This is a genomic window from Pilimelia terevasa (assembly GCF_014647915.1).
Classification (GTDB): Bacteria; Actinomycetota; Actinomycetes; order Mycobacteriales; family Micromonosporaceae; genus Pilimelia; species Pilimelia terevasa.
The window spans coordinates 1-15,571 of the sequence record NZ_BMQC01000001.1; the positions used below are offsets into that span (position 1 = coordinate 1).

22 protein-coding genes and 1 pseudogene are annotated in these 15,571 nt (G+C 69.0%); 21 read left to right on the plus strand and 2 right to left on the minus strand.

The genetic code is table 11. The features are described 5' to 3' along the window. Positions 1-336: 336 nt before the first annotated feature. Entirely contained in the window at positions 337-1,662 is a 1,326-nt protein-coding gene (locus IEY75_RS00005) for a Fic family protein (protein WP_229789226.1), read from the plus strand. 714 nt (positions 1,663-2,376) lie between these two features. Here IEY75_RS00005 and IEY75_RS00010 read toward each other — a convergent pair. Together IEY75_RS00010 and IEY75_RS00015 are read right to left on the minus strand one after the other, a co-directional pair. After that, positions 2,377-3,126, minus strand: a complete 750-nt coding sequence (locus IEY75_RS00010) for a glycosyltransferase (RefSeq protein WP_189112065.1) — start codon at positions 3,124-3,126, stop codon at positions 2,377-2,379. Continuing rightward, on the minus strand, positions 3,123-3,914 hold the full coding sequence (locus IEY75_RS00015) for a GntR family transcriptional regulator (protein WP_189112066.1): 792 nt from the start codon (positions 3,912-3,914) through the stop codon (positions 3,123-3,125). The genes IEY75_RS00010 and IEY75_RS00015 overlap by 4 nt, the downstream gene beginning before the upstream one ends. Positions 3,915-4,419: 505 nt before the next feature. On the opposite strand from IEY75_RS00015, the gene IEY75_RS00020 reads away from it, so the two are divergent. The 20 genes and pseudogenes from IEY75_RS00020 (at position 4,420) to IEY75_RS00105 (ending at position 15,561) form a co-directional block, all read left to right on the plus strand. Beyond that, the gene (locus tag IEY75_RS00020) at positions 4,420-4,932 is read left to right on the plus strand and encodes a DUF6284 family protein (RefSeq protein ID WP_189112067.1); all 513 of its coding nucleotides are present in this window, start codon (positions 4,420-4,422) and stop codon (positions 4,930-4,932) included. After that, positions 4,929-5,066: a hypothetical protein gene (locus IEY75_RS00025; protein ID WP_189112068.1), complete on the plus strand. Its 138-nt coding sequence runs from the start codon at positions 4,929-4,931 to the stop codon at positions 5,064-5,066. The genes IEY75_RS00020 and IEY75_RS00025 overlap by 4 nt, the downstream gene beginning before the upstream one ends. Continuing rightward, positions 5,066-5,434, plus strand: coding sequence for an RRQRL motif-containing zinc-binding protein (locus tag IEY75_RS20640; protein WP_229789227.1), 369 nt, complete (start codon positions 5,066-5,068; stop codon positions 5,432-5,434). The genes IEY75_RS00025 and IEY75_RS20640 overlap by 1 nt, the downstream gene beginning before the upstream one ends. A gap of 35 nt (positions 5,435-5,469) precedes the next feature. Further along, on the plus strand, positions 5,470-5,916 hold the full coding sequence (locus tag IEY75_RS00030; protein ID WP_229789228.1) for a hypothetical protein: 447 nt from the start codon (positions 5,470-5,472) through the stop codon (positions 5,914-5,916). 110 nt (positions 5,917-6,026) lie between these two features. Continuing rightward, on the plus strand, positions 6,027-6,380 hold the full coding sequence (locus IEY75_RS00035) for a hypothetical protein (RefSeq protein WP_189112070.1): 354 nt from the start codon (positions 6,027-6,029) through the stop codon (positions 6,378-6,380). Positions 6,381-6,423: 43 nt separating this feature from the next. After that, positions 6,424-6,753, plus strand: a complete 330-nt coding sequence (locus IEY75_RS00040; RefSeq protein ID WP_189112071.1) for a hypothetical protein — start codon at positions 6,424-6,426, stop codon at positions 6,751-6,753. A gap of 46 nt (positions 6,754-6,799) precedes the next feature. Beyond that, positions 6,800-7,663 (plus strand): hypothetical protein, encoded by an 864-nt coding sequence (locus tag IEY75_RS00045; RefSeq protein WP_189112072.1) that lies wholly within the window; start codon positions 6,800-6,802, stop codon positions 7,661-7,663. Positions 7,664-7,760: 97 nt separating this feature from the next. Beyond that, complete coding sequence (locus IEY75_RS00050) at positions 7,761-8,534, plus strand: hypothetical protein (RefSeq protein ID WP_189112073.1); 774 nt, start codon at positions 7,761-7,763, stop codon at positions 8,532-8,534. Next, positions 8,531-8,977, plus strand: coding sequence for a DUF3307 domain-containing protein (locus IEY75_RS00055; RefSeq protein ID WP_189112074.1), 447 nt, complete (start codon positions 8,531-8,533; stop codon positions 8,975-8,977). Before IEY75_RS00050 ends, IEY75_RS00055 begins: the two co-directional genes overlap by 4 nt. Before the next feature lie 79 nt (positions 8,978-9,056). After that, entirely contained in the window at positions 9,057-9,194 is a 138-nt protein-coding gene (locus IEY75_RS00060; protein WP_189112627.1) for a hypothetical protein, read from the plus strand. A gap of 100 nt (positions 9,195-9,294) precedes the next feature. Then, entirely contained in the window at positions 9,295-9,549 is a 255-nt protein-coding gene (locus IEY75_RS00065) for a hypothetical protein (protein ID WP_189112075.1), read from the plus strand. Next, the gene (locus IEY75_RS00070) at positions 9,546-11,096 is read left to right on the plus strand and encodes a hypothetical protein (protein ID WP_189112076.1); all 1,551 of its coding nucleotides are present in this window, start codon (positions 9,546-9,548) and stop codon (positions 11,094-11,096) included. Before IEY75_RS00065 ends, IEY75_RS00070 begins: the two co-directional genes overlap by 4 nt. Continuing rightward, on the plus strand, positions 11,093-11,686 hold the full coding sequence (locus IEY75_RS00075; RefSeq protein ID WP_189112077.1) for a hypothetical protein: 594 nt from the start codon (positions 11,093-11,095) through the stop codon (positions 11,684-11,686). The genes IEY75_RS00070 and IEY75_RS00075 overlap by 4 nt, the downstream gene beginning before the upstream one ends. A 149-nt stretch (positions 11,687-11,835) precedes the next feature. After that, entirely contained in the window at positions 11,836-12,081 is a 246-nt protein-coding gene (locus IEY75_RS00080; RefSeq protein WP_189112078.1) for a hypothetical protein, read from the plus strand. 71 nt (positions 12,082-12,152) lie between these two features. After that, positions 12,153-12,665: pseudogene (locus IEY75_RS21370) on the plus strand (bifunctional DNA primase/polymerase); the annotation flags it as partial. 153 nt (positions 12,666-12,818) lie between these two features. After that, positions 12,819-13,022 carry a hypothetical protein gene (locus tag IEY75_RS21375; RefSeq protein ID WP_308425657.1) on the plus strand — a complete coding sequence of 68 codons (204 nt, stop codon included), beginning with the start codon at positions 12,819-12,821 and terminating at the stop codon, positions 13,020-13,022. Then, the gene (locus IEY75_RS00090) at positions 13,019-13,507 is read left to right on the plus strand and encodes a hypothetical protein (protein ID WP_189112080.1); all 489 of its coding nucleotides are present in this window, start codon (positions 13,019-13,021) and stop codon (positions 13,505-13,507) included. Before IEY75_RS21375 ends, IEY75_RS00090 begins: the two co-directional genes overlap by 4 nt. 50 nt (positions 13,508-13,557) lie before the next feature. Continuing rightward, positions 13,558-14,778 carry a DUF3631 domain-containing protein gene (locus IEY75_RS00095; protein ID WP_229789229.1) on the plus strand — a complete coding sequence of 407 codons (1,221 nt, stop codon included), beginning with the start codon at positions 13,558-13,560 and terminating at the stop codon, positions 14,776-14,778. 283 nt (positions 14,779-15,061) lie between these two features. After that, the gene (locus tag IEY75_RS00100) at positions 15,062-15,232 is read left to right on the plus strand and encodes a hypothetical protein (protein ID WP_189112081.1); all 171 of its coding nucleotides are present in this window, start codon (positions 15,062-15,064) and stop codon (positions 15,230-15,232) included. After that, on the plus strand, positions 15,229-15,561 hold the full coding sequence (locus IEY75_RS00105; RefSeq protein WP_189112082.1) for a DNA-binding protein: 333 nt from the start codon (positions 15,229-15,231) through the stop codon (positions 15,559-15,561). Before IEY75_RS00100 ends, IEY75_RS00105 begins: the two co-directional genes overlap by 4 nt. Positions 15,562-15,571 lie beyond the last annotated feature (10 nt).

Below are 15,571 nucleotides of genomic sequence, written 5' to 3' on the forward strand. Positions count from 1 at the left end.
CGCGGGCGACCCGCACGACGTCGTCACGGAACTCTCGGGGGTAGGGCTTGGGCACGGTGGCATCCTTCCAGCCCGCCTCAACGGCAAGCCAGCTCAGGTGTCACCAGTTGGTGCAGCAGACCCGACGCTCCCGACCAGGCAAGACGCCGCTGCGGCTGATAGCGAGGTTCCGCCGCCTAACTTGGGTGCAGTTAGCAACAACTAGGCCCAGCTCGCCGTCAGCCGGAGCGGTTGCTGCTAACTTTGGCGCAGCTAGCAGCAGCCACGTGCGCGTAGGTCGCGCCGACCACAAGGGGGAGCATGAAGACGCCGATGCCGCCTCCCGGGCGGGAGGGCATGAGCAAGGTTCTCTCCGACAAGGAGTTTGGCCCCAGGGTGATCGGATTCATCTCGCGTGGTGTTGCTAGTGCGCCTTACCTTCCATGGGACGAACTCCGATACAAGAACCCCCCGGATGGGCTAACTCCTGAGGCGTGGTGGTGGGCGACCAAGATTGCTCGGATAGGCATGAGTCGCAAGCTGTCGCTGACAGATATCTCGGATAGGCCGTTTACATTTGCTCTGCCTGATGAAGTCTTGAGAGAGATCGACTTCGTCGCGACAAATGCGAGTGGACAGATTCGCCAGGCTGAGGAGGTAACAAATCCCAGCACTCGAGATCGCTATCTTGTAAGTCAGCTGATCGAGGAGGCCATTACTTCTAGTCAACTCGAAGGCGCTTCAACCTCCCGCAAAGTCGCCCGAGAGATGATTCGCAGCGGTCGGGACCCCCGTGATCGCAGTGAGCGCATGATTCTTAACAACTTTCATGCCATGCAGCGCATCGGACAACTACGCACCGAACCGTTGACCATTGAGCTGATATGCGAAATTCATCGCATTGTGACCGATGGAACCTTAGACGATCCGACGGCCGCAGGTCGATTTCAAAGGCCTGACGAGGTGCGGGTCTCGGTGTGGGACGAGGCAGACCATGAGCTTCACCGCCCCCCGCCAGCAGAGAAGCTACCCGAACGCGTGCAGAGACTTTGTGAGTTTGCAAATGAAGCTGACGCGGGAGGCTATCTGCCTGGCGTACTTCGCGCCATCACGATTCATTTCATGCTTGGCTACGAGCACCCGTTCGAGGATGGAAACGGCAGGACCGCTAGGGCGCTCTTTTACTGGTCGATGCTCAATCAAGGTTACTGGCTTACTGAATTTCTGAGCGTCTCGAAGATCCTGAAGAAGGCGCCATCACAGTATGCCCGTTCCTTCTTGCATACCGAGCAAGACGAGAACGATCTCACATACTTCTATGCCTACAATCTAAAGGTCCTGCGGAGAGCTATCGACGATCTACATGAGTACCTTGCCAAGAAGATGATCGAAGTAAAGTCGCTCCGAGACACTCTCCGCTTGGATCAGGACTTCAATGCGCGTCAGATCGCTCTTCTTCAGCATGCCATTAACAATCCGCACGCACGGTACACCGTCCAGTCCCACCAGCTTTCGCACCGTATATCTCCTCAGACCGCGCGGAATGACCTCGGCGCTTTAGTAGACGGTGGACTATTGGCGCAGACGCGGCTCGGGAAAAGGTACGCCTTTGAGCCGGCCGGTGACCTCGCCGAGAGGTTGCACGCGCGACGAAGCACTGAAAGTTGGGCGCAAGGTCACTAGTGCCCCGTCTATGAACGTTGAACGGGCACATCTGGTAGCCGGACGGGTTCCGGCATCCTGTGTGCTGACGTGTTGGTCGGTGGTGGGAGATCGGTGGCAAGCAGGCGCCCGGAGGTGTTCGTCCGTGAGATCACGATGGCTGAGGGTCAGCGGGTTGCAGCGGCTGGGTCGTACCGCGAGGGATCGATGAGCAGACCCGTGCGTGGATCTGCGCCATCGCCGGGTGTGACCCCCGTTTCCTGGGCCAGCCGTTCTCCTGCTGGTCGCTGTCCAAGCTGCGTGACTACCTGACCCGGTCCGGCCGTATAGAGGCGATCAGCGCCGAGACCGTGCGTCGGATCCTGCATGCCGGTGGGGTGTCGTGGCAGGCCAGCAAGACGTGGAAGGCCAGCAACGATCCTGACTTCACCGCCAAGATGCGCCGTGTGCTGGACCTTTACGACCGGCCACCCGCCGGTGGGCGGGTGATCTGCGCCGACGAGTTCGGGCCGTTGAACTTGCAACCGCGCCCCGGCCGCGGCTGGCGCAAGACCGGCCGGCCGTTGCGGCTGCGGGCCACGTACACCCGCGACCAGGGGGTGCGGCACATGATCGCCGCACTTGACCTGGCCACCGGCAGGATCCACTACCGGATCCGGTACCACTGTGGACCGATCGAAGCAATGTTACCGGACTCTCCTTGGGGACCAGATCAGGCGGTGAAGGCCGACATCTTTACCGCCGGCCTATTGCACCGTCGGAAAGTGCGGCGGCGCGTGCCTCGATCAGGCTCATGCGGGTAACCCACTCCTCAGGCTCGGTGAATCCCGCGTGCTGTGTGATCTGGTCCGGGTGCTTCCTGTACAAGAGGCCCGGCTCTGCGTTGAAATACCCGTCGGTGAGAGCGCACGCCGCCAGGAGGAGCCCGGTGTCCTCACCCCCCGGCAGCGCCATCCATCCGCCCAGCGCGAGGGCTAGGGACCGACGTATGCACATGGTGGCTGGATGGATAGGAAGGCGGTATCCGTTCTTGACGAAGTAGTCGATCACTTCGCTACCGCGCAACGGGCCACCTGCCGGGTCGGCGCGCTCCCAACTCACGGTTTGACCGTCGGGCAGCAAATCGAGCACGCTTGACACCACCCATCCGATCGAACCGTCTGCGCTCAATACGGCGATGTCACGGGCAAGAGCACCATCGGTCAACAGATCATCAGCGTCCAGCACTTTGACGAGCTGTCCGGCCGAGCGAGCAAGGGCCATGTTGCGGGTAATGCCGGCTCCGCCGGGCCTCCCCTGTCCCGGCTTGATCCGCTCATCTTGCGGCAACACCTCCGCAACTGAACCGGTCTGGCCGTCCTCCTGGACGCACCATTCCCACCCCCAACCAGCCGGGAGCACCTGCCGCCGGAGGGAGTCGTACGCCGCCGCGAGGTAGGGCACGCTCGGCCCATGACAAGCCGTGATGACGCTGATCGTGTTCATGCGGACCATCGCGGAAGCTGGGTGGTGTAAACGAGCTGGGTGCGGTCACCGGGAAGCACGACATCCGCCACCTCGACCACGCGGCCGGTGATGTCGATCGACACCTTCCGGAGGACCAGCACGGCGACACCTGCCGGGAGGTCAAGTGCGGCTACCTCGTCGGCGCGTGGCGGACGTGCCGTCACCTTGTCGATGATCCGGTCCACCTCCACACCGACGGTAAAGAGTTGGTGCTGAGTGCCCCCAGGCCATGGCTCCCTGGTCGAATCCAGTAGGGCCGGGTTGGCCGCCACCAGGTCAAGCGGCAAGTACGACGTGCTGACGTTGAACGGGGCGTCCCCGTGCGTGCGGGTGCGATAGGTCCGGCGCAGGAGCTTGGTGCTGGTGCTCACCTCGAAGGTTGCAGCAAGGTCTGCCGGGGCCTCAACCTCCGCGTACTCCGCCTCGAACAGGAGGTCATGCACTTCCAGCCCGGCATCACGCTCGGTTGCCCCCGTGCTGGCGCGTTCCTCCTCGGACGCGTGAACACGCTGCTTCTCCCAGACGTACCGTTCCGTGGTCCGCTCGACGGGCCGGCGCTGCTGCCGTACCCACGTCCCCCGACCGTGGATTCGGTCGATCAAGCCTTCCGCTTGTAGCTCGCTGAGCGCGCGCCGGACCACTTGGACGGTGAAGCCGATTTCCTCGGCTAGTGCCGTTTCCGCAGGTAGCCGGGTACCGGCGGGGTACGTGCCATCCTCGATCCGCGTGCGCAGCAGGTCAACCACCCGGTCGTACTTGGTCGCCATCGGCCCTCCCTCTTGAGACACGCACAGCTTAAGTCCTTACAAGGTGTTGACGGATGTCCCCTGGCACCCTTATGGTTCTCGCAAGTCCTTACAAGGACCGCAGGACACAAGGATAACAGCTCCGCCTGCTGCTGCCGTCGCTGGCGCGGGTGAGCGGTGCGTGACTTGTCGCACCGCTCACCAATGGCCAACGGCGACTTGATCTTTGACAACTACATGGGGTCGCACACCTCCCCGGCGAGGCCGGCACGCGTGGCGTGTCGCGCTGAGCGCTGCAAAAAGGTGGCCGTAGGCGGGGGCTCATGGGTGCCTCGTCTGATCCCCCAGCCCGTCCGGGCTGAGGGTGCCCGTCGTCGTACGGGCTCAGTGAGCGGTGCCCTGGCGGGTGTTGATGCACCGGCCGGGCTGCCGCTTCCCGTCGGGTCTGAGGCCCGGAGGGGGTTTGGCTGCGGGTTGACGTTGGCGCGTCGGCCCGCTCTGTGTTGCTCACCGAAAGGGACAAACGATGAACATGCACAAGAGTACGGGCCGTGGCCGGCTGACGCTGGCTGCGCCGCTGGATCTGGCCCCCGTGGAGGGGCCGACAACGGATGACCTGGCCGCGATCGAGACCGAGTGGCCGCTGATCGCGGCGGAGCTGGAGGTGGTGGATGCTGAGTGCGCGATGGCCCGCACCGACGCGCCGTCGGAGTTGGATCATCGCAGGTTGCGGCGGGCGGGATCGGGTGCTGCGGGAAGCCGCCGCCCAGGCCGCCGGCCGCCACGCCGTCACCTCGTGGGCCGCGTGATGGCCGTCAAGGTCCGCATGTTGGTGGCGGCGGTGGAGCTGCGTCCGGGTGATGAGGTGCGTACGCCGTCGCTGCGGTGGGAGAAGGTCGCTACGGCGACGCTGGCGGGTCGGCATGTGCGGGTGGTCACTGACGGCACCGGCCCGGACTATCCGTGGCTGTGGGTGTGCGGCCACCGCCTGACGATCCGCCGCCGCGTGTCCGCCGTCTCGTCAGGGGTGGCGGCGTGACGGCCGTCCTCACCGCCGCGGTGCTGGCCTCGCTGGTGTCGGCGGTGGTGATGCATCGGGTGGATGTGTGGTGGTGGCGCGGTGCCGCGGACCGGACGGTCCGCCGCCTTGCTCGCCGTGGCGGGGCCGGCTGATGGGTCGGATTGCTGCCCGGTTCCATGACCCCGACGGCGAGCGGTACGGCCTGCCGACCTTCTGGTGGCGGGGTGCCCCGGCCGGTTACGCCACGGTCCGGCAGCTACGCGCCGACGGCCTTCGCCCTGGCGGTCAGGACGTGGCCGCACAAATCCGGTGGCGCGGGGTGGGTGGGGTGCGGGTGGCGAACCTGTACCGCGTCGACCGGGCGCTTCCCAAACGCACCGCGACTCCGGCGCAGCGCCGTGCGATCGACGCCGCCCTGGCAGCCCGTCGTACGTGTTCGACGTGTGGGTCGGTGTGTGGTTACTACATTCCGCGGTCGCTGGGTGAGTGTCTGGACTGCGCGGAAGGGACGGCCTGCTGATGTGCGCGTCGAAGTCTTCGGCGTTGCCGGGGCCGGTGGCGTTGCTGGGTGGGCTGCTGTTCGGGGTGGCGTGGCTGGTCTGGCAGTTGGCGTCGAAGGTGGTGGCGCCGCTGCTGGCGGTCGCTGTGGTCTTCGGGTGGCGGTGGTTTTCCGGCGCCCCGATGTGGGGTGAGACGGCGGTGCCGGTGCTGTGGCCCCGCTGGCAGCGGGCGATGGCCCGCACCGTGCTGTCCGTGCCCGTCGTCACGGCGCTGTGGTGGCCCCAGGCCACCTTGGCGGTGGTCGCCGGGCTGACAGGGCTGGTGTGCGCGGTGGCGTGGCACACCCGCCGCCGCGCCGCCGCCAAGGCCGCCACGGAGGCGGCGCCGATCCGGGTGCAGGCCCACATCCCGCGACGCCGCCCGCCGTCGGGGGCGCTGCCGGCCCGGCCGCTGACCACCGCGGCGGCGGGGGCATCTCAGGCCCGTACCGCGACCCGATAACCGCCGCCGCCGCCGGCTGGCGGCTGGTGGCTGGCGTTTCTATTCGATCTTTTGTGTGGGGACGGCGCTGTGACGCGCCGTCCCTGCCTTTTGCCTGGAGGAGACAAGTGATGGACGTTGACCAGTACCCGGCGGACTTCCGTACGGGTGTGCAGGTCGCTGATGACTTGGTGCGGATCGCGGATGTGCTGCGGGGTCTGCCGGTGCGGTTGCCGCAGGCGTCGGTGTCGTTCTACCTGTGGACGGACCTGCCCGAGCCGGCCCGGATCCGGGTCGTGGAAGCGATCGCCGGTGGTCTGGACACCCCGGTCGTCAAAGAGACCGACAGCGGCACCGCCTGGTGCAGGACGACTTGTGAGTGGTCGGGGGCGCGGCTGTATGTGAAGGCGCGCCTGGACCCGGGGCGGGTGTGCGGCTGCGGCCTGGCCTGCGCCCACCAGGGCGGCCTGCGGGAGGCGTCCTGATGCCCCGCCCCCCGTGGCTCCCGCACCGGTGTGGGGGCGGCCGGTGGCGGACATGCTGACCGGCTGGGCCGATTGGCTGGCCGCCAACCGCGACCCCGTTGTCCTGGCCGCTGGCGCGGCAACCGTCCTGCTGCTGGCCCTGGCGGCGGTGGTGCGGCGTGCCCGGTCCGGGCGGCCGGACCGGTGGGTCGATGGTGTGGCCTTGGTCCTGACGCTGGCGTGGTCGGCCGAGGGCATGTGGGAAGTCTCCACCGGCGCCCTCGATCTGGGTGCGGCGTTCGCGGTGCCGGCGCTGTTCGTGTTCACCATCCCTGATGGCATCGGCCATGCTGCGCGCCCAACGCCACCAACACGTCCATGGGCATCCGGGTAAGCATGGCCGGTTTGCGTGGGCGGTCGCGGTGGCGGAGGCGTGCGTGGTGTCCCTGGCCGGTGACACCGCCACCGAAGCCGCGTTACGGATCGCGATTCCGCTGCTGGCCGTGGGCCAGTGGTGGCTCGGGATGACCGCTGACGGGACCACCGAGGAACTAGGGCGTACGTCGTGGCGGTGGACACCCCGACGGCTGCTACTGGCGGTCGGGGCGATCGAGCCGGGAGCTCGGGACGCGGTGTCGGTGGACCGGGATCGGCTGGTGGCCCGGATGACCCGCATCGAGTATCAACGCCGCCACGCCGACCCCAAGACCGCCCGCCGATACGGGCGGCGGCTGGCGCGGCTGTCGCTGACCGCCGATGACGAGGTGATCGCCGAGGTACGCCGCCGCGTGGACCGGGCCACCTGGTGGCAGCACCCCGCCGAGCTGGACGCCGCCACCCAGGACATCGCCGACCAAGCCGTCACCGCCCTACGTGCCGGTCTGGCCCGCGCCCGGACCTGGGTGGACAACCGGCAGCACACCGCCACCGCAGCGGACACGACAAGAGACACCGCACCGGACACCGGGCCGGACATCGGGCCGGGCACCGGAGCGGACACGACGGAGGACATCCGGCCGGACACCTCAGCGGACATCGCGCAGGACACGCCGCCGGACGCCGCGGTGGACATGGCGCGGGGCAGTGCAGCGGACAGCGGGGCGGACAGGCCGCGCGATGTTCCGCGGACATCGGAGCGGACATCGCCGACCGCGGTGCGGGTCGCGCGGCTGGTGAAACGGCGTCCTGGGATCAAGCAGAAAGACGCCGCCGCCGCGCTGGGTGTCTCGCTGAAAACCGTGCAACGGCACTGGCCCAAGCAGGTCAACGGCCGTCCCGTCCCCGACCTAACGCAGGTCGGCTGACGGCTTCCGTGCGACACCCGCCCGCCCGACTTGGGGCGGGTGTCGTGCGGTGGCCGCCACCCCCGGCGGACAACCCCTCAACTCACGGGAGAAACGTATGTGCAGGAGTCACGCCCAGGGCGGCCGTCGCTGCCCCGGCAACCGCAACCGCACCACCACCACGGCCGTGTCGGCGGCCGGCGCCGCCCCCACCGCGGCGCCGAACGTCACCCCGACCGCGGCGGCGGGTACTGCCCCGGCCGCAGCGGAGGATCCGGGCGCCTACTACGCCCAGCGCGCCGACGCCTGGCGCGCCGCCGCCACCGACCCGACCGCGCATCCGGTCGACCGGGACCGTGCCCGCGCCGAGGTCAGGCAGTGGGACACGCTGGCCGGTCAGGCCCGCGCGCAGGCCACCCCCGCCGTGTCCGGTGAGGCAGTCGACGCCACCCCGGGCGAGGTGAGGTCGGGTCCGGTCGCGTTCGGGCCGGACGCGACGGTCGTGGGTCGGGTGGTGACCCCGCAGGGCACGTTCCGAGGCGACCAGATGCCCGCCGACGTCGCCGCCCGGGTCCAAGGCGCCATGGACATGCTCGACCGGATGGGCGTCACCAACGCCACCCGGCCGGCCGGCAACCCCGGCGGCGGTGCCGGCCACCGGCCGACGGTGACCATCGGAACCAACCACGGCCAGGTCGCCGCGCACGCGGAGGGGACGTTCACCTTCGGCGGCCCGGGTGGGTTCACGTTCACCGGCACGACCACCCCCGCCGACATCCCCACCGGCCGCGGTGAGCGGGTCGAGACGGACAAGGTCGTGATCGAGGAGAACCACGGCCAGTACACCGCCGGCCGCGTCGAGGGCACGTTCCACTTCGGCAGCAACCGATGAGCACCGCTGTCACGTTCGCGGCGGTGTTCGCCGCCGTGTATGCCGCGCACATGGTGGCCGATCACTGGGTGCAGACCGATCACCAGGCGCGCACCAAAGGGGCCCCGGGCTGGGCGGGCCGGTTGTCGTGCGCGGTGCATGTGGCCACCTACACCCTCACCGCCGTTGTGGCGGTGGCGGCGGTGGCGTGGCGGTGCGGCCTGGACCTGGACCCCGCACGGGTGACCGTGGCGTTGCTGGTGTCGGCGGTGTCGCACTACATCGCCGACCGGCGCACCCCGCTGCTGTGGCTGGCCGTACGCACCGGATCGGCCCGGTTCGTGGCCCTGGGCGCACCCCGGGCCGGTCGTGATGACAACCCCTGTCTAGGAACCGGCGCGTATGCGCTGGATCAGTCGTGGCACGTCGGCTGGCTGGCCGTCGCCGCCCTGATCGCCGCCTGATCCATCCGAACCCCGCCGCTGGTGGTGGCGGGTCCGCCGACGGTGAGCCCCCGTTCTGATCACTGAGGAGATGCCTGTCATGAAGTCGAAGCTGTTCGGCCTGACCGCGATGGTGGTCGGCGCGTTCTACGTGTTCAGCAACCCGACCGGCGCGGCCGGCACGGTGAAGTCGGTGTTCACCGCGGTCGGGACGTTCCTGGGCGCCCTCACCAAGTAGCCCCCAACCCCCTGTCCATCTCTTGAGTGTTGCGCGGCGGCGCGGTCCCTGGCTCTGGGGGACCGCGCCGCGCACTTTCCACCCCTTGCCAGGAGGCGCGTTGTCTGACCAGCCGTGCGGGGTCTGCCCCGGCCTACAAGCCCGCATCAACTATCTGACCGGCGTAAACGCCCACCTCAACCGCACTTTGACCCTCCTACGGCGGCTGTTCGCCGCGGTGGTGGCGGGGGTGCGGGCGACGGAGGTGTTCGCCGCCAAGGAGATCGAAGCGCCCACTATGCCGCGCCGGGAGTTGGTGCCGGCGGTGGTGCAGCGGCTTGCCCATGTTGTTGATATTGCGGAGGGACGTCGATGAGTACCGAGGTGAACCCGCCGCGCCTGCGGCTGATCAACAGCACCCCCGACCAGGACGACAGTCCGCTGCCCGCGGACGCCGAGTCGGTGACCGTTGATGCTGACGGCCACCAGGTCGACCCCGACCACGGTGACACCGGAGCAGACACGGAGGCGGCGGCTGATGGGGCGGCGTTCGCTGGTGGCTGGCGCACCGCCACCAGCGCCGACCGGCCACCGGTGGTGCCCGCGTGGCTGCGCTCGGCCCGCCAGCGCCGCCAGATACTCGCCCGCGCCGCTGATGTGGCCGCTTACACGGTGGCGTTTCATGGGGTGCGGTCCCCGAAGTACCTGGCCAAGACCCTGTTCTACGCACCCGTGGGGACGATGCGGGCCGCCGGCGGGCTACTTGCCTGGGCGACCGCCGAGCGCGGAAATTTCGAGTTGCGGCAGCACGCCGCGGACAAGGGCGACGCGTTCACCTGGCAGGCCCTCAACCGCACCCGGTCCAAGGAGTCCCGCGGCCGCTGGTGGGCGCTGGGCCTGGGCGCGATGACGTTCGGGATCGGCGCCACATCGCTTGCCGCCTCCGGCGTGGTGCCCGAGTGGGGCTGGTGGGCCACCCTAGCCGCGCTGGTGCCGCTGGCCGCGCGTGCCGGGCGGCCGGCGGATGCGCCGATCACTGACCGGCTGTCTAACGGGCCGCGGTTCACCCGCCTGACCGCCGACATGGTGCGCGACGCCCTAGTGGCACTGTCCCTGCCAGGGCTCAAAGAACGCGGCGCGGTGGAGTTCATGCACCCCGGCATCCACCGCGACGGGCCGGGCTGGCTGGCCCGGGTCAACCTCCCCGCCGGCCTCGAAGCCGTCAAGGTCCTCGAACGCCGCGGCGCGCTGTCCAGCGCCCTGCGGCTGCCGGTGGATCAGGTGTGGCCGACCGCCGGCCCCGATCACGCCGGACAACTGGACCTGTGGGTCGGCTACCGGCCGGCGTCGAAGATGGGACAGCCCGCGTGGTCGCTGGCCGAGGCCAACACCACGACCTCGTACTTTGAGGCGGCGGAGTTCGGAACCGATCAGCGGCAACGGCCGGTGTCGGCGACGCTGTTCGCCAACAACTTCCTGGTCGGTGGCCGGCCGGGGTCGGGGAAGTCGTTCGCCGCCCGCACCATCGTCACCATCGCCGCCCTGGACCCGACAGTTGAGATGAAGATCGCCGAGTACAAGGGAACCGGTGACTTCCTGGACATGGCGCCGCTGTGCTCCACCTACGTCTGCGGCCTGGGGGACGAGGATTTCGCCGCCGGTCTGGCCATCCTCAACTGGGGACTGGCCGAAGCCGAACGGCGGGGCAAGCGGATCAAGGCCGCCTACGAACGCGGCGAAGCCCCCGAACGCAAAGTCACCCCGGAGCTGGCCCGTAAGCCGGGGTCAGGGCTGCACCCCATCGTGATCACCATCGATGAGGCGCACGAGCTGTTCGGCGACCCGATCGTCGGCAAGGACGCTGCGGCGGCGGCCGAACGGCTGGTCAAGCGGGGTCGGGCGCGTTGGGGATCACGGTCGTGATCATCACCCAAATCCCGGACAAGGACTCCCTGCCGACGGGGATCACGCGCAACATCGGGATCCGGTGGTGTCTGGCCGTCCCTGACCAGGTGGCTAACGACATGATCCTGGGGACCGGCGCCTACCGGCGCGGTGTCACCGGCACCGTCTACCGGCCCGGGGTGGATGCCGGGTGGGGTGTGTTGACCGGGCTGGCCGAGCCGACGTCGGTCCGGTCGCACTTCCCCGACGCCAAGGCCGCCGCCGCGATCGTGGCCCGCGCCACCGCCCTGCGCGGCGGCACCGTCGTCGGGGACACCGCCGCCACGGCCAAGGCCCGCGATCTACTCGCCGACCTGACCGCGGTGGCGGCGCGTAACGGTCAGCAGTGGACGGCCGCCGCGGCGGCGTTGGTGCAGCGGTGGCCCGAGGCCTACCCGACCATGACCGGTGAGGCGCTGTCCGAGCTGGCACGTGCGCAAGGTGTGGTCTCCACCGACGTCAAGATCGGCGGGCGGGCACTCAAGGGCTACCGACTCGCCGCACTACGCGACCTGATCGCCGACCGCGACACCCCACCAGACACCGACAGCGGGTCTGAGGCCGGGTAGCGGCACCGGTCGCGGCAGCGGGGTAGGTCGCGGCAACGCGACCTACCCCGCAACCCTCACCGACACCGTGCGGCCTGCGCAAACGCGTGCAGGTCGCGGGTCGCGGCTGCCCGAACACCCCTTGAAAACCCTTCCGGGAGGCGCTTTCGATGACCCTCGCCCTGATCGCAACCATGATCGCCGCCGGCTACGCGCTGGCCTGCTGGCTCCTGCCCTTCGGAACCTGCCGCGCCTGCTCCGGGACCGGGGCGCGTCCCCACCTGATCACCCGCACCCTGCGACCCTGCCGCCGCTGCCGCGGGGCCGGCCAGCGACTACGCCTCGGCCGGGCGGTGTGGAACTACGCCCGCCGCATCCACCACGACGCCACCACCGGCCGAAGGGACGGCCGGTGACGGCCTCGCCGGCACCTGCCGATCGGCCGCTGCCGCTCGATATTGCCGTCTGAGATCGGAGGTACCACGGCATGTATGACCTGCTCAACGCTGCTTTGGGCTACGCCGGACGGGGGTGGCCGGTGTTCCTGCTGGGCCGCCGGAAACGGCCGGTGGGTAACTGTGGGCGATGTCGGTTGGTGGGGCCGGAGCATGATCGGACAGCCTGCGGCTGTCTGACTTGTCATGGTCCCTACGCGGCCACCACCGACCCTGAGCGGGTCCGGGCGCTGTTCGCTGTGCTGCCCGGTGGGCTGCTGGCTCTGGCCACTGGGGCGCGGGCGGGGCTGGTGGTGGTCGACATCGACCCCCGTCACGGCGGCCGGGTCGACCCGGCCCTGATGCCACCCACAGCGCATGTGGTGACCGGTTCCGGTGGTCTGCACCTGTACTACCGGCATCCCGGTGTCCCCGTGTTGAACAGCCAGTCCAAGGTGGCTGCCGGGGTCGACATCCGCGGGGAAGGCGGCTACGTCGTGGCCCCGCCCTCGGTCCACCCGCGCACCGGACGCCCGTATCGGTGGGTGCCGGGTCGGGGTGTGGATGAGATGCCCCCGCTGCTGCTCGATGCCTGCCAACGCCGTCCGTGCGTCCCCGCCTCCACGGCCGCGCCGGTCCCACCAACGCCGACCAGCCGCGTTACCGGGGGCGGGGGCATCTCATCTCCTCACCGCCTCCTAAGCGCACACCTCGACGCCGTGGCCAGAGCACCGGCGGGCCGCCGACGTACGACTCTCTACGGCGCCGCCCGCGGGGTGGCCCGGATGGTCGCCGCCGCCGCGGTTACCGCCCACGACGCCACCGCCGCCCTGACCGCTGCCGGGCGGGCAGTAGGCCAGCCCGAACGCGACATCCGTAACGCCATCACTGGTGGCTTCAAAGATGAAGGAGTAGCCCTGTGACCAGCACCATCACACCCGACCGCCTGTACGACCTGCGAATCGCTGTCGACCTTGAGGTCTGGCGGACGATCGGTGCCGCGCTGTCGGTCGCCGGATACCGGTACACCGAAGCCGACACCCCACCGGCCGGTGAGGAGTTCGTACAGGAGCTGCTCGCTCTGCATGCCCGGGACCTGGCCCGCGCCACCGACGCACTCCCGCCGACCGAGCAGCCTGCCGGATGGGACAGCACGCCCGAGGACGTAGAAGACCCGTGGGTGGTCAGTACGGCCATGTTCGAGGTGGTGCGGGCCGCGATGACCGCCGCCCGGTGCGACTTCACCATCCCTGTCATGACCACCCCCGAATCGCAGCGGGCGCGGCGGCGCTTGGCCTTGGCCGCCCGGCAGCTCGCCCACGTCATGGATGGCCAGCCCGCATGTCATCAGCCGGTGGGGTGGCATGAGCCGGCCGACACCGCGTGGTGGCGGCAGGGGTGCTGCTGATGACCCCACCCGAGAAGTCCCCGACCGCGGTGTGCTCCCCGGATGGGGCGGTGCTGCTGGACCGGCTGCACGCGATCCTGACCCGCTACGTCGTCCTCCCCACCGTCGAAGCCGTCGACGGAGTGGTCCTGTGGATCGCCGCCACCCACGCCCAAGCGGCCTGGGCGCACGCACCGCGGCTGGTGATCCGGGCGCCGGAAAAGCGGTGTGGGAAGTCGCGGCTGCTCGACATCGTGGAAGGCTGTTCCCACCAGCCGTTGATCACGGTCAATGCCTCACCTGCGGCGGTGTATCGGGCGAGCGGGTCCGACAGCCCACCTACCTTGTTGGTGGATGAGGCGGACACCATCTTCACCGGGGACGGGGCCAACGAGGATCTGCGGGGGCTGCTCAACGCCGGGCACCAGCGTAACCGGCCGGCTATCCGGTGGGACCACACCGCCCGCAAGCTGGAACAGATCCCGACCTTCGCCATGGCGGCCCTAGCCGGCATCGGGGCGATGCCCGACACCATCGAAGACCGTGCGGTCGTGATCCGTATGCGCCGCCGCACCGGCAGCGAGAAGGTCGCCCCGTACCGGGTCCGCCGCGACGGGCCGCCGCTGAAAGCCCTAGCCGCCGATCTGGCGGCCTGGGCCGGGGCGAACCTGGCCGTCCTGGAGGCGGCGGAGCCGGACATGCCGCTCGAAGACCGGGCCGCCGACACATGGGAACCGCTGATGGCCATCGCGGACCTCGCCGGGGGTCACTGGCCCGCACGCGCCCGGCGGGCCGCCGAGGTCCTCAACGCCGAACGCGACGGCAACACCATCACCTCCGACCGCGTGCGGCTACTGGCCGACTGCCGCACCGCGTTCGGGAAGGCAGACGCGATCCCGACGAACATCCTGCTCGAACGACTCAACCGTGATCCCGAAGCGCCGTGGGCCGAGTCCGGCCCCGGCGGGCTCACCCCGATCAAACTCGCCGCGCTGCTGCGGCACTACGAGATCAGCTCAACGACCATCCGGTTCGCCCCGCCCATCGGCCAGGCCAAGGGCTACGCGCGGTGCGACTTCATCGACCCGTGGCGGCGGTACTGCCCCGCACCCGAACCGTCGACCGACCCTGAGCCGTACCAGCCGTACCAGCCGTATCACAGCAGCTCAGAGGCGGTACGGGTTAACGACGTGGTACGGCTCAAGCCGTACCAAGACGCCCGCGACCTCACCACCAAACACACCAACCGAACCGACCCGACGACGCCGGATGATCTCACTGGTACGGCTTAACCCGTACCACCCCACCAACCCGTACCAGCCCTGACCTGCACTGATACGGCTGGTACGGCTGGTACGGCTCACCCCCACACAACCGACACCGCCCAAACCGCACGCGACGACACCGGCGGAACGGCCCGCTCAGCGGCCCTGAGCCAGATCCACCCACCCAACACCACCAACCCGCCACAAATCTTGGCCCACCGAGCCGCTGAGCGGGCCGTTCACCATGCCCTCACATACACCGCCGCCGTACCCACCGCCCGAGGTGCCTCCGTCCCGAAAGGACCCCACCGTGCGAATCAGACTCCACGGAACCCCCGCTGACATCGCCGCCGCCCTGCCCGTGCTGGCCGAAGTCCTCGACATCCACACCGTCAGCCGGACCTACACCGACCGAACAACCTCCACCCACGCCCGCGTCTACCTCGACGCCGAACCGCGCCCCACCCGGGAGGACCGATGAACCGAACCGGCGGCGGCAGGCCGCAGACCCACCGACCCGCCGCCGCCGCGAAACTCATCGGCTGTTCGGAATGGTGGCTCAAAGAACAAGCACGCAAACGACGCATCCCCTACGCCTGGATCGGCGGAAGCTATCGCTTCACCGACCAACACATCACCGAAATCATCACCACCTTCGAAGTCCGGCCCGAACACCAGCCCACCCGCACCGGTATCGGCGCCACCCGCAAGCCGAGAACCGTCATGAAAGTGGCCCCCGTCGTCGAACTCCGCGCACGCATACCACGCCGGACCCGACAAGCACAAACCCAGAACGCACAAGCCGCCTAGAACCCGGCGC

Coding starts and splice junctions, on each gene's coding strand:
- IEY75_RS00070 (WP_189112076.1), top strand. CDS start 9,546: ATGAGTACCGAGGTGAACCCGCCGCGCCTGCGGCTGATCAACAGCACC.
- IEY75_RS00055 (WP_189112074.1), top strand. CDS start 8,531: ATGAGCACCGCTGTCACGTTCGCGGCGGTGTTCGCCGCCGTGTATGCC.
- IEY75_RS00035 (WP_189112070.1), top strand. CDS start 6,027: ATGGACGTTGACCAGTACCCGGCGGACTTCCGTACGGGTGTGCAGGTC.
- IEY75_RS00015 (WP_189112066.1), bottom strand. CDS start 3,914: ATGGCGACCAAGTACGACCGGGTGGTTGACCTGCTGCGCACGCGGATC.
- IEY75_RS00010 (WP_189112065.1), bottom strand. CDS start 3,126: ATGAACACGATCAGCGTCATCACGGCTTGTCATGGGCCGAGCGTGCCC.
- IEY75_RS20640 (WP_229789227.1), top strand. CDS start 5,066: ATGGGTCGGATTGCTGCCCGGTTCCATGACCCCGACGGCGAGCGGTAC.
- IEY75_RS00080 (WP_189112078.1), top strand. CDS start 11,836: ATGACCCTCGCCCTGATCGCAACCATGATCGCCGCCGGCTACGCGCTG.
- IEY75_RS00020 (WP_189112067.1), top strand. CDS start 4,420: ATGAACATGCACAAGAGTACGGGCCGTGGCCGGCTGACGCTGGCTGCG.
- IEY75_RS00005 (WP_229789226.1), top strand. CDS start 337: ATGAGCAAGGTTCTCTCCGACAAGGAGTTTGGCCCCAGGGTGATCGGA.
- IEY75_RS00060 (WP_189112627.1), top strand. CDS start 9,057: ATGAAGTCGAAGCTGTTCGGCCTGACCGCGATGGTGGTCGGCGCGTTC.
- IEY75_RS00105 (WP_189112082.1), top strand. CDS start 15,229: ATGAACCGAACCGGCGGCGGCAGGCCGCAGACCCACCGACCCGCCGCC.
- IEY75_RS00050 (WP_189112073.1), top strand. CDS start 7,761: ATGTGCAGGAGTCACGCCCAGGGCGGCCGTCGCTGCCCCGGCAACCGC.